The 14,078-nt window shown below is 67.1% G+C and carries 12 protein-coding genes; 3 read left to right on the forward strand and 9 right to left on the reverse strand.

The genetic code is table 11. The features are described from left to right. Positions 1–8: 8 nt before the first annotated feature. The 7 genes from A3OM_RS0118380 to A3OM_RS25405 all read right to left on the reverse strand — a co-directional run bounded on the left by A3OM_RS0118380 (position 9) and on the right by A3OM_RS25405 (position 7,964). A complete protein-coding gene (locus A3OM_RS0118380; RefSeq protein ID WP_018045243.1) occupies positions 9–1,400 on the reverse strand; it encodes a dicarboxylate/amino acid:cation symporter in 1,392 nt (463 codons plus the stop codon). 267 nt (positions 1,401–1,667) lie between these two features. After that, entirely contained in the window at positions 1,668–2,561 is an 894-nt protein-coding gene (locus A3OM_RS0118385) for a hypothetical protein (protein ID WP_018045244.1), read from the reverse strand. A gap of 292 nt (positions 2,562–2,853) precedes the next feature. Continuing rightward, positions 2,854–3,261 carry a peptide-methionine (R)-S-oxide reductase MsrB gene (gene msrB, locus A3OM_RS0118390; protein WP_018045245.1) on the reverse strand — a complete coding sequence of 136 codons (408 nt, stop codon included), beginning with the start codon at positions 3,259–3,261 and terminating at the stop codon, positions 2,854–2,856. Between the two features lie 64 nt (positions 3,262–3,325). Continuing rightward, a complete protein-coding gene (locus A3OM_RS0118395; protein ID WP_018045246.1) occupies positions 3,326–4,405 on the reverse strand; it encodes a YihY/virulence factor BrkB family protein in 1,080 nt (359 codons plus the stop codon). A 162-nt stretch (positions 4,406–4,567) separates the two neighbouring features. Continuing rightward, positions 4,568–6,088 (reverse strand): malonyl-CoA synthase, encoded by a 1,521-nt coding sequence (locus A3OM_RS0118400; protein WP_018045247.1) that lies wholly within the window; start codon positions 6,086–6,088, stop codon positions 4,568–4,570. Positions 6,089–6,142: 54 nt separating this feature from the next. Beyond that, complete coding sequence (locus A3OM_RS0118405) at positions 6,143–7,549, reverse strand: malonyl-CoA decarboxylase (protein ID WP_018045248.1); 1,407 nt, start codon at positions 7,547–7,549, stop codon at positions 6,143–6,145. Between the two features lie 220 nt (positions 7,550–7,769). Beyond that, on the reverse strand, positions 7,770–7,964 hold the full coding sequence (locus A3OM_RS25405; protein WP_081612690.1) for a hypothetical protein: 195 nt from the start codon (positions 7,962–7,964) through the stop codon (positions 7,770–7,772). A 374-nt stretch (positions 7,965–8,338) separates the two neighbouring features. Between A3OM_RS25405 and A3OM_RS0118415 the strand changes: the two genes are divergently transcribed. After that, positions 8,339–9,526 carry an MFS transporter gene (locus A3OM_RS0118415; RefSeq protein ID WP_018045250.1) on the forward strand — a complete coding sequence of 396 codons (1,188 nt, stop codon included), beginning with the start codon at positions 8,339–8,341 and terminating at the stop codon, positions 9,524–9,526. Here the strand turns inward: A3OM_RS0118415 and cobD are convergent, their stop codons facing one another. Beyond that, complete coding sequence (cobD, locus tag A3OM_RS0118420) at positions 9,527–10,546, reverse strand: threonine-phosphate decarboxylase CobD (protein ID WP_018045251.1); 1,020 nt, start codon at positions 10,544–10,546, stop codon at positions 9,527–9,529. A 44-nt stretch (positions 10,547–10,590) separates the two neighbouring features. Here cobD and cbiB point away from each other — a divergent pair, with 44 nt between their 5' ends. Then, positions 10,591–11,592, forward strand: a complete 1,002-nt coding sequence (gene cbiB / locus A3OM_RS0118425) for an adenosylcobinamide-phosphate synthase CbiB (protein ID WP_018045252.1) — start codon at positions 10,591–10,593, stop codon at positions 11,590–11,592. Between the two features lie 110 nt (positions 11,593–11,702). Beyond that, positions 11,703–12,695 (forward strand): DUF3616 domain-containing protein, encoded by a 993-nt coding sequence (locus A3OM_RS0118430; protein ID WP_018045253.1) that lies wholly within the window; start codon positions 11,703–11,705, stop codon positions 12,693–12,695. A gap of 4 nt (positions 12,696–12,699) precedes the next feature. Here the strand turns inward: A3OM_RS0118430 and A3OM_RS0118435 are convergent, their stop codons facing one another. Then, positions 12,700–14,034 (reverse strand): MFS transporter, encoded by a 1,335-nt coding sequence (locus A3OM_RS0118435; RefSeq protein ID WP_018045254.1) that lies wholly within the window; start codon positions 14,032–14,034, stop codon positions 12,700–12,702. Between the last annotated feature and the right edge of the window lie 44 nt (positions 14,035–14,078).

The following is a 14,078-nucleotide window of genomic DNA, read 5'->3' on the forward strand; positions in this document are numbered from 1 at the left end:
ATGCGGAGCTACTGTGCGGCGACGGCCGGACGGGGAGCGGACTCCTGGTCCATGTTGGGCGCATGATCCGATATGTCGGTGCCGATGGAGAAGGGATGCGCCATGACCTGGTTCAGCTTCTCCTGGTCGAGTTCACCCTCCCAGCGGCTGACCACCACCGTGGCGACGCCGTTGCCGATGAGGTTGGTGATGGCCCGGCACTCCGACATGAACTTATCGACACCCAGGATCAGGGTCATGGCGGCCACCGGCACCGGATTGTTGGGGATGGCGCTGAGCGTGGCCGCGAGGGTGATGAAGCCGGCACCCGTGACACCGGAGGCCCCCTTCGAGGTCAGCATCGCGACCAGGATGATGGTGGCGTACTGGGCGAAGGACAGGTCAGCGCCCACGGCCTGGGCCAGGAACAGCGTCGCCAGGGTCATGTAGATGTTGGTGCCGTCGAGGTTGAACGAGTAGCCCGTAGGAATCACCAGGCCCACGACGGAATCCGAGGCGCCGAGGCGGCGCATCTTCGTCATCATGTGCGGCAGCACCGTCTCGGAGGACGAGGTGCCGAGCACGATGAGGAGTTCGTCCTTGATGTAGGCCAGGAACTTGAAGATCGAGAAGCCGGCCACCCGTGCGATGCCGCCAAGGACCAGGACCACGAACAGGAAGGCCGTGACGTAGAAGGTGCCAACCAGCCACGCGAGATCGATCACCTTGCCGATGCCATACTGACCGATGGTGAAGGCCATGGCGCCGAAGGCACCGATGGGCGCGAGCTTCACCACGAGGCCGATGATGCGGAAGAAGACTTGGCCCGCCGTGTCGATGGCGTGCGTGATGGCCTCGCCGCGCTTGCCCATGCCTGTCACCACGACGCCGGTGAGGATCGAGATGAGAAGAACCTGAAGCAGGTCGCCTGTGGCGAAAGCGTCGAAGAAGCTTTTCGGGATCAGAGCCATGATGTGGCCGGTGACGGAATCGTCGGCGGCGATCTTGGCGTATTTCTCGACCGATTTACCGTCGAGCTTAGTCACATCGGCATTGAAACCGGCTCCCGGCTTCACCACCTCACCGACGAGGATACCGATGAGAAGCGCAATGGTGGAGACAACCTCGAAATAGACCAGCGCCTTCAAGCCAACGCGGCCGACCTTTTTCAAGTCGCCGATGGAGGCGATGCCGTGAACGATGGTACAGAAGATGATCGGCGCGATCATCATCTTGATCAGTGCGATGAAGGCGTCGCCCAACCACTTCACGGACTTGCCCCATTCGGGGTGCAGATATCCGAGCAGGATGCCAAGTGCGATGGCGATCAGCACCTGGATGTAGAGGACCTTGTACCAAGGTTCGTGAGGTGTCGGTGCTGCCGGCGCGCTGCCTCCGGCATGGACGGTGGTCTGAACCATGTTCCCTCACAGGCGCCTCGTTGAGCGCACGCTCGTCTGTCTTGCCGAGACGCTAGCGAGTTTAATCCCTCGCCTCAACGCGGCTATGAGAGATTATCTTTGTTTCCCGCCGAAACCGTGAGGATGGGCTGCTTCTGTAACGCGACAGGCTTCTGCCGCGCTATTGCATACAATCGTTGGCGATCGACTTGTCCGAATATGCCCGGTGCCGCCGGGTCCTCGCGAAGAGCCCGGAGATGGGCATGCCCCACCTCCGGTCCCAAGGGTTCAGGTCTGCGGAGTACGGCGGGGACGTACGGTCCAGCGCTCGAATTCGGCGGCCGGATCGTCGTCGCGTGCAGGAGCGCGGGACGGCTGAGAGGCACCCAGAGCCTGAGACAGGCTCTCGATGACGTCGTCGATGCGGGCATCGGTGCGGATCGGAGTGTCCGTGGCGGTCTCCTCCGCGGCGGCGGGCTCTTCCCGACGCTGCTCGCTCCGTTCCTCAAGGACGGGTTGGGGCGCGGGCTCTTCCACCGGGAGGGCCGCGGGAGCAGCGGCCTTGGCAGCCAGAGCGGCTGCACGGCGGTTCGCCCGAAGGGTCGCCTCGTCCTCGCCGGCCTTCGGCGGTGGGGCATTGAAGCGGCCGAAACCGAAGCGCGGCTCGAGCAGATCGAGGATCGCTTCGAGGGCGGCGTTGTTCAGGGGAACCTCGCCGGTCTGAGGCACACCCTGGATCGCCACGGTATGGCGGTCATAGGCGGAATTCTCGGAGACGTCCTCGCCGAACCAGGCTGGGGGTACGAAAGCAGCGGCCTGGGCGGTGTCGTCGAACACGACGCTGAGCAAGTCGAGGGCTCCCGGTGTCGCGTAGCGGTCGACGAGCGCCTCGCGGCCGTTGCCGAGCGCGAGCACGGCGCGGTCGTAGATCGCCTTGCCTGAACAGACATCCAGAAGGGCATCGCCATGGGCGCGGGGAACGTCGGTCCGCTCCTCGCTCGACGTTCCATCCGGCGCCGTCGTGACGAGAACGAGATGGCAGTTCTGGCCATCGACGCGGACATAGGACGTGCGACCGGCCTGGGGAGCGAAATAGCCCTCGGTGATCTTCGAACCGCCGCGCTCCTTGCGGATCAGGCGGACGAGCGCAGGTGCGACCAGAAACCGACGAACGACACTCATGTATTCTCTCCCCCCGGATCGGCTCATCATGGCAGGCCCTCCTCCGGAGCGCCGCGCCATGGGCGCAATGTCGGCGCCGTTCGAAGCCATACCCTGTTTCGGCAGCGACGGAATGCCCGGCCTGTGGAAACCAGCCGGCACGAACCGTCCGAATTCGATCGTTTTCCCGCCTCGCACCGCCGACGGCACACAAATGGGAAGACCACTTTCATTCGACTAAGAAAAAATGGGACTAAATCAAGGCCGGCCTCGTAAGCCCGGCCCCGATTTTTATCCTTTTATACCAATGAGCTCACGCATTCGGCTCGAACCGCAGTGAAATGCCGTTCATGCAATAGCGCAGCCCCGTCGGCGCCGGGCCATCATCGAAGACGTGGCCGAGATGACCTTTGCAGTGGGCGCAGTGCACTTCGGTCCTCACCATCCAGTGGCTCCGGTCGGTCGTCGTCTCCACCGCGCCGTCGATGGGATCGAAGAAGCTCGGCCAACCAGTGCCGGATTCAAATTTCGTGGTGTTCTCGAATAACGGGGCATCGCAGCCGGCGCAGTGGAACGTGCCGGGGCGCTTCTCGGCATTGAGGCAGCTCGTGCCCGCCCGCTCCGTGCCGTGCTCGCGCAGGACACGGTACTGGTCCGGCGTCAGGATCTCGCGCCACTCGTCCTCGCTGCGCTGGACGGTGCCTGCCTGGGTCTCGCTCATGATGGCCTCCGGTTCATCGGGATATGCTGGAGAAATAGGACTCCCGAGGCCGTACCGCACCCTGTCACGCGGCCGCGCCGATCGTGTCCGCCATCCGTGCCTCACGGTCGCCCATGGGCTTCTCCGGTCCCGTCGTCGTGTCCCGAGCCGTCTGATGCTCCATCTCGGCATTGATCTCGGCACCGAGGAGCACGATCGTCGTCGAGATCCAGATCCAGGTCATGAAGCCGATGGCGGCGCCGAGCGAACCGTAGGTCTCGTTGTAATTGCCGAAGCTGCCAACATACCACGAGAACAGGATCGAGGCGGCGAGCCAGAGGATGCCCGCCACAGCGCCACCCGTGCCGACCCAGCGCCAGCGCGGTCGCTCGCGGCTCGGGCCATAGCGGTAGAGCAGCGAGAGGCCGCCGAGGAGGACGACAAGGAGGAAGGGCCAGCGCAGCAGGGCGATGAGCCTCGCCCCCTGCCCGAACCCGAAGAAGTTGAAGATCACCGGCAGTACGACGATGCTGGTGAGCGCGAGGATGGTGAAGAGGAGCGCCCCAACGGTGAAGGTCAGGGAGCGCAGGTTCAACATCACGAAGGAGCGCTTCTCGTCTTCCTCGTAGACCACGTTCAGAGCATCGAACATCGCCTTCATGGCGGCGTTCGCACTCCAGAGCGACAGGACGAGGCTGGAGAAGAACGTCAGGCCCAGCGTGCCGTTGTCCTTGGCGGCGATCCGCTTCACCTGCTCGCCGATGATGTCGATGGCGCTGGAGGGCAGCACGCCCTGCATGCTGGAGAGGTGCTCGTTGATGGCGCCGACATCGGCAACGAGACCGTAGCAGGAGACCAGGGCGGCGATGGCGGGGAACAGCGACAGCAGGGTGAAGAACGTCACCCCGGCGGCCACCGCGAGCACGCGGTCCTTGTTGAATTCCAGATAGACGCGGACGGCGATGTCCTTCCAACCGGCGCGAGTGATCTCGGTCGGGCTGTCTGCGGCACGGCCGCGATGGACCTGTGTCGCCGCGACCCATTCGGCGCTGCGCCCACTATGCGAGCGGGCGCCTTCGTCGCGTCGCGGCTGAGGTGGTTCAGCCTGGCGTCTGGCGCGGCGCGACCGCGGCCCCAGCGACAGGGCTACGAGCGCCGCCCCCATCGCCAGAGTCCAGACCACGGAATGGGTGGAGCCCGGCCCCGTGGGCTCGGGACGGTGAGGCTGAGACGAGGGCATGACGGCAACCGGTACGGAGACGGCGCGAGCTTGGCCGTTCGATGACGAGAACCGCCGGCCCGCCAAAGCGTTCCGCCGTCTTACCCTTCAGCGGCGATAGAGATCCGCATGCGCCTCGCGCAGCAGGTTCTTCTGCACTTTGCCCATGGCATTGCGCGGCAATTCGTCGGCGAAGAGGACGCGCTTGGGGCATTTGAACCGGGCGAGACGCCCTTCGAGGATACGGAGGATCTCCTGCTCCCCCGGAGCGTCCGGACGCGCGACGACGATGGCCGTGACGCCCTCGCCGAAATCCGCATGGGAGAGGCCGATCACGGCGGATTCGACGACGCCTGGAAGCGCATCGATCTCGTTCTCGACCTCCTTCGGATAGACGTTGTAGCCGCCGGTGATGATGAGATCCTTGCCGCGCCCGACGATGTGGACGTAGCCGCGCTCGTCGACCTTGCCGAGATCGCCGGTGATGAAGAACCCGTCCGTCTTGAATTCGGAGGCCGTCTTCTCGGGCATGCGCCAATAGCCCTGGAACACGTTCGGCCCCTTCACCTCGATCATCCCCACCGTATCGGCGGACAAGGCCCGTCCCGTCTCGGGATCGACCACCCTGAGCGAGACGCCCGGCAGGGGCAGGCCCACCGTGCCGGCGATGCGCTCGCCGTCATAGGGGTTCGAGGTGTTCATGTTGGTCTCGGTCATGCCGTAGCGTTCGAGGATGGCGTGGCCGGTGCGAGCCTGCCAATCCCGGTGCGTCTCGGCGAGGAGCGGGGCCGAGCCGGAGACGAACAGGCGGATCGTCGCCGCCGCTTCGGGGGTCAGGCCCGGCTCCTTGAGCAGGCGCGTGTAGAAAGTCGGAACGCCCATCATCGAGGTCGCCCGGCCCATCAGGGCGAGCACCTGCTTCGGGTCGAATTTCGGCAGGAAGATCGCCGTGGCCCCGGCGAGCAGCACGATGTTGGTGGCCACGAACAGGCCGTGGGTGTGGAACACCGGCAGGGCATGGATCAGCACGTCGTCGGCGGTGAAGCCCCAGGCCTTCACCAAGGTCACGGCGTTGGAGGCGAGATTGTCGTGGCTGAGCATGGCGCCCTTGGAGCGCCCGGTGGTGCCCGAGGTGTAGAGGATCGCCGCGAGATCGTCGGGGCCGCGTTCCACATCCGTGAAAGCGGTGCCGGCCGCGTCAGCCGCCTCCGCCATGCTACCGCGCCCCGCCCCGTCGAGGGTACGCAGGGCAGGCACCTTCGCCTCGGCGGCGACCGGTTCGAGAGCGGCGAGCCGGGCGGGGTCGCAGACGAACAGGGTCGGCTCGGCATCCGAGAGGAAATACGCGATCTCGGGGGCCGTATAGGCGGTGTTGAGCGGCAGGAAGACGGCGCCGGCGCGAACGGCGCCGAGATAGAGAAACACCACCTCGGCGCTCTTCTCGACCTGGACGGCGACGCGGTCACCGGTCTTCACCCCGAGCGCCTTGAGGGCGGAGGCATAGGCAGCCGAGCGGTCGAGCATGTCCGCATAGGTGATCCGTGCGCCGTCGCCGGTCTCGATGAAAGTCCGCGAGGCGGGATCGGCGGGCAGGCTCGCCCGGATGAGATCGAAGAGATGGTTACGCATGACGTCGTCCAGCCGTTATCGAACGGACAGCCGTGGCCGGACGACGCCTCGAAATCAAGCCTCGGCCAACGCCACGGCGCGAATCGGCGGCAGGTTGGTCCTGAGTTCGCGGCTCACGCTGCTCGATGCCGCCACGGTGCCGAGATTGGCATAGGTCTCGTGGTTCTTCTCGATGGCCGAGAGATCGTAGAGGTAATTGACCATCAGCCCGCGCGACTGGCCGAGCCCCTTGGGCGAGACGTCACCGAGGAAGTTGAGCCGCTCCAGGCGGGCTCCGTTGCCGAGATGGAACCGCGCCACGGGGTCGAGGGGCTTGCCTCGCTCGTTCTTGGCCCGCAAGAAATAGGCGGCGGCGGCGGGGATCATCACCTTCTTCACCGCATCGGACTTGCCCTTGTCGGCGTGCCAGCCCGGCTCGTCGATGGCCCGCAGAGCCTCGACGTCGTCCCGGGTCAGGCCCTGCGGCGAATCGGAGCGGCGCTCACGATCGAGCCAGGCGGAGAAGCCGGGCACCGGCGACAGGGTCACGAAGGTCTTGAGGCTCGGGATCTCGCGGGCGAGATCCTCCACCACCTGCTTGATCAGGAAATTGCCGAAGGTGACGCCGGCAAGCCCCTTCTGGCAGTTCGAGATCGAGTAGAAGATCGCGGTGGTGGCGGCCCGAGTGGGCAGGGGCTCGCGCCCATGCGCGAGGATCGGCGCGATGGCCGGCGCGATGCCGTCCGTGAGCGCCACTTCCACGAAGATCAGCGGCTCGTCCTGCAAGGCGGGATGGAAGAAGGCGAAGCAGCGCCGGTCAGTGGGTTCGATGCGTCGGCGCAGCTCGTCCCAGCCAGCGATCTCATGCACCGCCTCGTAGCGGATGATCTTCTCGAGAATATGGGCGGGGGTGGTCCAGTCGATGTGGCGCAGCACCAGGAACCCCCGGTTGAACCACGAGGCGAACAGGTGCTCGAAATCGCTGTCGAGGCTGTCGACGGCATCGACGAGGTCGGGATCGGCCTCGTTCCCGCGCAGGTCCTTTCGCAGGACGAACAGGTCCTCCCGCATCCGCACCAGGGCGAGGGTGCCGTTGCGGGCGAGGTTGAGCCGGCGGATGAGTTCCTGGCTGCGCGGCTCGGCCGCCTCGTGGAGCACGCCGAGGGCGGCGCGCGTCGGGTCTCGACGATAGGCGGCGATGGCATCGTCCACCGCCTCGTGATCGGCGCCGAAGACGGTGGCGATACCCTGCAGGAAGACGAGCCGTTCGGCACGCGCGAGGCTGGCGTAGCGTTCGAGGATCAGGCGGGCGAGCGCAACGCCCGACGCCTCGCCGCGCCGGGAGATCAGATCCTCGCAGAGCTTGATGAGCTCATGCGCATTGGCCTTTGAGGCGAGGTCGCCGCGGCCGATTCCGATGAGATCGCGACCACGGTCGCTGATGGTCTGAAGCAGGTCGCCGAAAAACGAGATCGCCGCCATGGCTCGCCGCCTGCTCCTTGCCCCTGTCGCAAGTTCCGCGAGATGCCGAACCCGCCGAACACACGTGCAAGCTCCAGTCTATGTCGCAGACCGACCGAGGGCCAGGGCTTTGACCGCGGAACCATGCCGCAGCCGCTGCGGATTGGGGAAACGAGGCGACGACCCAAGAACCGTCTTCCCGAAGTCCTGTACTCACTTTCGGGGCGGATCACCTGTCGTGTCAGGCTTGAGCGGCCTCGATGGCAACACGATCGGCTCGCTCGCGCCAATCCTCGACGCCATGTTGGCGCGCGAAACGAAGTTCCGCCGCGCGTTGAGCCCGGCGAGGATCACGCGCCCGTGAAATCTCGACACATCCAATCGTGAACGGCACGCCGAAAATTTGCTTGGCGAAGCTGACTCGGTAATTCGGCATTCCAAACTCCGTTGTCGATACGCGGTGTTGTCCCCTGGACTTGAAGACCGACTCGTCTCGACGGTCGGGAGTGTGACAGAACGACTTGGCTCCTGCCAAGCGGGACTTCGCCACAGAGACGCGCCACGTCTTTATCCGGTAACGATTCGTATATGGGGATCGACGCATCCGATGGAAGGTGTGGCCCGTCGCGGCCCGCTCTCTGACGTGGGGCCATTTCGCGCGCCCACGGGTTGCCCCCGCGCGCTGGCGCCCCTAACCGGAGGCACACCCATCCCGTCGCTCACGGACCCGCCCCACCGGATGACGAACAATTCATCGCTTTTCCATCGGCTTGGCACGGCGGACGGCGCCGCTCCGGTGCGAGCCTGAGCATGCAGCCCGGCACCGGTTCCGGCCACGGCTTCACCGCCAGGGCGCGCTTCGGCCTGACCCTGATCGCCGGGGGCGCCGTCGCCAACATCTACTACAACCAGCCCCTCCTCGCGGTTCTGGTGAGCGAGTTCGGTGAGCGTGCCGCCCTCCTCGTTCCCACCGCGTGCCTGGTGGGCTACGGGCTCGGCATTCTCGGCCTCGTGCCCCTCGGGGATGCCTGGCCGAGGCGGACGCTCATCGTGGTGCAATTGCTGGGCCTGAGCGTGGCGCTTCTGGGTGCCGCCCTCGCGCCGACCCTCGCCTTCCTGACGGTCGCCTGTCTCCTCATCGGGTTTTTGTCCTCGGCCGCTCAGCAGGCGGTCCCCTTCGCGGCCGAGCTCGCGCCGGACGAGAGCCGCGGCCGGATGGTAGGCCAAGTGATGACGGGCCTGCTCACGGGCATCCTCCTCGCCCGGACGGTGAGCGGCTTCGTGGGCGCGCATTTTGGTTGGCGCGCGGTGTTCTTCGCCGCCGCTGTCGTGGCCCTGGTCATCGCCGCCGTGGCGGCCGCGACGCTACCGAAGACGAAGCAGACCAAACCGCTGCGCTACCGCGCGCTGATGCTGTCGATCCTGCATCTCGTGAAGACGCAGCCCATCCTGCGCAATGCCAGCCTCTCGCAGGGCCTTCTTTTCGCGAGCTTCAATGCGTTCTGGGCGACCCTGGCCCTCCTGGTCGAGGCCCCGCCCTTCGATCTCACCGCCGCCGGCGCCGGCCTGTTCGGCGTGATCGGGGTCTGCGGCGCCTTCGTCGCCCCGCTCTCCGGACGCTATACCGACCGGAAGGGCGCCCGACCGGTGGTCGTCACCGGCGCCGCTCTCGTCCTCGCGTCGTTCCTCGTCCTCTGGCTCGGGGGGGAGGTCTCGCTGGTGGCGGTGGCCGTCGGCGTTCTGCTCATCGATATCGGCCTCAACGGCGCGCTCATCGCCAATCAGACCCGAGCCTACGCCCTCGTTCCCGGAGCGAGGGGCCGGGTCAACACCGTGCTGTTCACGGTGATGTTCGTATTCGGGGCGCTGGGGGCCTTCGCCGGCTCGCAGGCGTTCCTGATGGCGGGGTGGCCGGGCGTCTGCGCAGTGGGCGCCCTGCTCTCGGGCGGGGGGCTCCTCGTGGCGATCTTCGACCGGTCGCGGACGAAGCCCGCTTGATCAGGCGGGTTTGAGGACGTGGGACAGGCGGCACCATTCGCCCTTGTCGGCCGGCAGGCCGAAGCGCAGCCAGTGCGGGTTGGCCTCGAACCGGCGGACATAGATCCCGGCCTCGCCGAGGCGCCGGAAAAGACTTGGCGCGTCGTCGAACGCAGCCGTGCGGAACAGGCACGTGCCGCCGACGATGCGCCCTCCCCGGCAGGCGAGCAGCCGATCGAGGCGCAGCGCGTCGGCGTGACGATCGATGGCCGCCTCCCGCAGCCAGGCGCCATCGGACAGCGCCGCCCGGCCGATGGCGAGCGCCGGTCCCGGCACCGCCCAGGGTCCGAGCGCCGCGCCGATCCGCAGGGCGAGCGCCGGCTCGGCAAGGGCGAAGCCGAGACGGATGCCGGCAAGGCCATAGGTCTTGCCGAAGGAGCGTAGCACCACCAGGCCGGATCTCGCTCGCGGTGCGAGGGACTCCACCGCTTCGAGGTCGATGAAGGCCTCGTCGACGACGAGCCAGCCTCCGCGCCCGGCGATCCGTCCCGCCAGATCGAGGAGACGGCCCGCTTCCCAGGTCCGGCCATCGGGATTGTTCGGGTTGACGACGACGACGACGTCCGCCCCCTCGGCCTGGGCCGGATCAGGCACCAACGTCACGGCATGTCCGCCCCGGAGCCACGCCGCCTCGTGCTCGCCATAGGTGGGACCGATGACGGCCACGCGCGAATGCGGCCTCAGGCGCGGCAGCGTCTCGATGAGAATCTGCGTGCCGGGCGCCGCCGCGACTCGCGCCGGATCGGCGACGCCGTAGGCATGGGCGGCGGCGGCGCACAGGGCGTTCAGGTCGGCGCGGGAGGGAAGTCGCCGGAACGCGCTGGCCTCCAGCGGCGGACAGGGATACGGGACCGGATTGATCCCGGTGGAGAGGTCGATCCAGGGCAGCTCGCCGTGCGGGAACAGCGCCTGGGCGGCATCGAGATCGCCGCCATGGGCGATGGGCCCGCCACGCCCGCTCGCCTCCTCCGTCCCAATCATTGCTCTCCCATCACCCTGCCGCACCGAACCCCATTCCCGAACAGATGACCTGGACCGCCCTCGCCCATCCGCCGGACACGCTCGTGGTGCTGGGTCTCGCCCTCGCCATCGAGGCGGCGGCGGGCTATCCGGACCGGCTCTACAGGGCGCTGGGCCATCCTGTCACCTGGATCGGCCGTCTGATCGGCTGGCTCGACCGGACGCTCAATACGGGCGGCGGGAGACGGCGGCGCGCGGCGGGGATCCTCGGTCTCCTCATCCTCCTGGGAGCGGTCGCGGCAGTGTCCATCGCGGGAACGGCGCTCGCCGCCGCTGCGGGTCAAATCCCGGCCATGCTGCTCCTCGGCCTCGCCTGCGCGAGTCTGCCGGCACAACGCAGCCTCCACGACCATGTGGCCCGCGTCGCCAGGGGCCTACGCACCGAAGGGCTGGCGGGCGGGCGGCGCGAGGTCTCGATGATCGTCGGGCGCAACCCGGAGAGCCTCGACGAAGCCGGCATCTGCCGCGCCGCCATCGAGAGCCTGTCGGAGAACTTCTCCGACGGCATCGTGGCCCCGGCATTCTGGATCGGGATCGGCGGCCTACCGGGAGGGGCGCTCTACAAGGCGATCAACACCGCCGACAGCATGATCGGCCACCGCACGCCCCGACACGAGGCCTATGGCTGGGCCTCGGCCCGCCTCGACGATCTCGTGAACCTCCCGGCCTCGCGGCTCTCGGCGGGGTTGATCGTAGCGGCGTGCCTCCTCCATCCCGGAGCTTCGGCGGCGGGGGCGTTCCACGCCGTCCGGCGCGATGCGGGCCGTCACCGCTCGCCCAATGCCGGCTGGCCCGAGGCGGCGATGGCGGGCGCGCTTGGTCTGAGGCTGGCGGGGCCGCGCATGTACGGCGCCGATATCGTGGACGATGCCTGGATGGGCAATGGCCGGGCGGAGGCGGGTCCGCGCGATTTGGAACGGGCGCTGGCCTTGTACCGCATCGCCTGCGCGATACTTTTCGGATGTATCGTCCTCAGCGCATCTATACTCAAGGTTGTTTTGATATAATTGAGATCACTCACATTCCTATGGGCGGGCGGGCAATGATACGGACTGGTCTTCTGGCGATCCTGCTTTTCCACGGAGCCGCTGCGCCGGCTCTCGCGGCGGGAGGCGTCATGCGAGACCTCGTTCCGGTGGACCCGCCCTACACGATGACGTCCGGTCTGAACGGCAAAAACGGCAAACCCGCCAAAGACATCAGCGGCATCGCCTGCATGCCGCAGAAGGACGGCAAGCGCCGCTGCCTCGTGGTCAACGACGAGAATACCGGCGCGCAGTTCATCACCATCGAGGGGCATACGATCACGCCAGGCGCCGATATCGACCTCGTCGGCGGGGGACCGAGCCCGAACACGCTGGGAACCCCGCCCTCGAAGAACGGATGCTCCGGCGGAGAGGGCAAGTTCGACGATCTCGACGGCGAAGGCGTGGCCTATGCGGCTCCCTACTTCTACGTGGTCGGCTCGCACGGTTGCTCGCGCGGCAAGGCGAAGTTCAAGCTCTCCACCTTCGTGCTGGCGCGCATCCGAGTCGACGCGAACGGCGAGCCGGCGGGACCGGATGCGGTGGAGACCACTTACCGCCTGGGTGATGCACTCGGTCTGGCAGAGACCGTCAGCGCCTACTACACGCAGGATCTCCAGACCGATGACGGCGACGCGACGCCCAACGGCCTCAACATCGAGGGGGTCGCCGTCGACGGGACGCGGCTGTTCGCCGGGCTGCGCGCGCCGTCCCATGACGGCAAGACCTTCGTCGTCGAGGCGGATGTGGGAGCTCTGTTCGCGCAGGGGCACGAGCCGCTCAAGGCGGCCCCGCAGGTGATCCCGCTCTCCGTCGGCCGCGGGGCCGGGATCCGCGATCTCGCCATACTGCCCGACGGGCGGCTCCTCGTCCTCACCGGGCCGGCTCAAGGACAAACCGACGTGCCCTACAGCCTGTTCGCAGCCGGCGCGTCCGTCAACGCCAAGCTCGAGCCGATCGGACGTCTCACCGGGGCGGAAAAGGGCGCCAAGGCGGAAGGTGTCGCGGTGCTGGGCGACAAGCGCATCCTCGTCATGTTCGACAGCGTCAAGGATGGCGGGCCGCTCGAATACACACTGCCCTGAGGGGTCAGGCCGGACGCGGCGCGATGACGTCGCCCCGGCGCGCCGCGTCCCGGCGCAGGGCGGACAGCACCAGGAACATCAGGCTCGAGCCGCATGCGAGGCAGGCGGCCAGGAAGAACATGGGGACGAGGTCGCTGCCGGTGCGGTCGCGGATGAAGGGCACGGCATTCTGGGAGATGAAGCCGCCGAGATTGCCGACCGAGTTGATGGCGGCGATGCCGGCGGCGGCGCTCGCCCCCTTCAGGAAAGTGGCGGGCAGGGACCAGAACACAGGCTGGGCCGAGAACACCCCCGCCGCCGCCACGCAGAGGCAGGCGAATTTCAGCACCGCCCCCGGCAGCACCACGCTGAGCACCAATGCGAGCGCTGCGACGAGGCCCGGCACCACCACGTGCCAGACCTGGTCGCCCGAGCGGGCCGCCCGGCGCGGCACCCACCACAGGGCGACGGCCGTGATCAGCCAGGGGATGATGTTGATGAAGCCGTTCACGGTGTTCGACACCTCGAAGCTCCGGACCACGGTGGGTAGCCAGTAGCTCAAGCCATAGGCCGCCAGGGGGAAGGCGATGTAGACCGAGGCCAGCATCCAGACCCGTCGGTCGAGGAGCGCGGCAAAGGGGTTTCCGTGCTCCACCTGTCCCCCGGTTTCGCGCTCGAAGGCAAGGGTGCGGGCCAGCCAGTCGCGCCCCTCGCGAGACAGCCACGGCGCCTGTTCCGGCCCGTCGGGCAGGATACGCAGGACCACCACGGCGAGGATCAGGGCCGGAATACCCGTCGCCACGAAGACCCATTGCCATCCCTTGAGGCCGAGGAGACCGTCGAGATCGAGGAGGGCGCCGCCGATGGCCGCGCCGACCGCGTTGGCGAGCGCGCTCGCGATCATGAACCAGCCGATCATACGGGCCCGGTGCGATTGCGGAAACCACAGGGTGAGCGCGAACAGCACGCCGGGGAAGAACCCCGCCTCCGCCACACCGAGGAGGAAGCGCAGGATGTAGAACATCGCCGTGTTCTGGGTGAAGCCGAGCAGGATCGTGATCACGCCCCAGGTCAGCATGATCCGGGCAAACCAGCGCCGCGCGCCGACCCGCTCTAGGATGACGTTCGCGGGAACCTCGAACAGGAAATAGCCAAGGAAGAACAGCGACGCCCCGAGCCCATAGGCGGTCTCACTCAAGGATAGGTCGCCGACCATCTGGAGCTTGGCATAGGAGATGTTCTGCCGGTCGATATAGGCGATCAGGTACATCAGCCCAAGGAGCGGCATCAGCCGCAGCGTGACGGTTCTGACCGTATCGTGCGCGAGGCGCGCATCGACCTGCGGGGGCGGCGGCGTCATCGTCGGTTTCCTCGAGGCTCGCCCCTCGAACGGGGGTCTTACGG

Origin of the sequence: Methylobacterium sp. 88A (assembly GCF_000376345.1) — a bacterium.
In the GTDB taxonomy this organism is placed as follows: Bacteria; Pseudomonadota; Alphaproteobacteria; order Rhizobiales; family Beijerinckiaceae; genus Methylobacterium; species Methylobacterium bullatum.

Excerpts from the sequence above, each read along its gene's own strand:
- A3OM_RS0118380 (WP_018045243.1), bottom strand. The coding sequence starts at position 1,400 with ATGGTTCAGACCACCGTCCATGCCGGAGGCAGCGCGCCGGCAGCACCG.
- A3OM_RS0118385 (WP_018045244.1), bottom strand. The coding sequence starts at position 2,561 with ATGAGTGTCGTTCGTCGGTTTCTGGTCGCACCTGCGCTCGTCCGCCTG.
- msrB (WP_018045245.1), bottom strand. The coding sequence starts at position 3,261 with ATGAGCGAGACCCAGGCAGGCACCGTCCAGCGCAGCGAGGACGAGTGG.
- A3OM_RS0118395 (WP_018045246.1), bottom strand. The coding sequence starts at position 4,405 with ATGGGGGCGGCGCTCGTAGCCCTGTCGCTGGGGCCGCGGTCGCGCCGC.
- A3OM_RS0118400 (WP_018045247.1), bottom strand. The coding sequence starts at position 6,088 with ATGCGTAACCATCTCTTCGATCTCATCCGGGCGAGCCTGCCCGCCGAT.
- A3OM_RS0118405 (WP_018045248.1), bottom strand. The coding sequence starts at position 7,549 with ATGGCGGCGATCTCGTTTTTCGGCGACCTGCTTCAGACCATCAGCGAC.
- A3OM_RS25405 (WP_081612690.1), bottom strand. The coding sequence starts at position 7,964 with ATGCCGAATTACCGAGTCAGCTTCGCCAAGCAAATTTTCGGCGTGCCG.
- A3OM_RS0118415 (WP_018045250.1), top strand. The coding sequence starts at position 8,339 with ATGCAGCCCGGCACCGGTTCCGGCCACGGCTTCACCGCCAGGGCGCGC.
- cobD (WP_018045251.1), bottom strand. The coding sequence starts at position 10,546 with ATGATTGGGACGGAGGAGGCGAGCGGGCGTGGCGGGCCCATCGCCCAT.
- cbiB (WP_018045252.1), top strand. The coding sequence starts at position 10,591 with ATGACCTGGACCGCCCTCGCCCATCCGCCGGACACGCTCGTGGTGCTG.
- A3OM_RS0118430 (WP_018045253.1), top strand. The coding sequence starts at position 11,703 with ATGCGAGACCTCGTTCCGGTGGACCCGCCCTACACGATGACGTCCGGT.
- A3OM_RS0118435 (WP_018045254.1), bottom strand. The coding sequence starts at position 14,034 with ATGACGCCGCCGCCCCCGCAGGTCGATGCGCGCCTCGCGCACGATACG.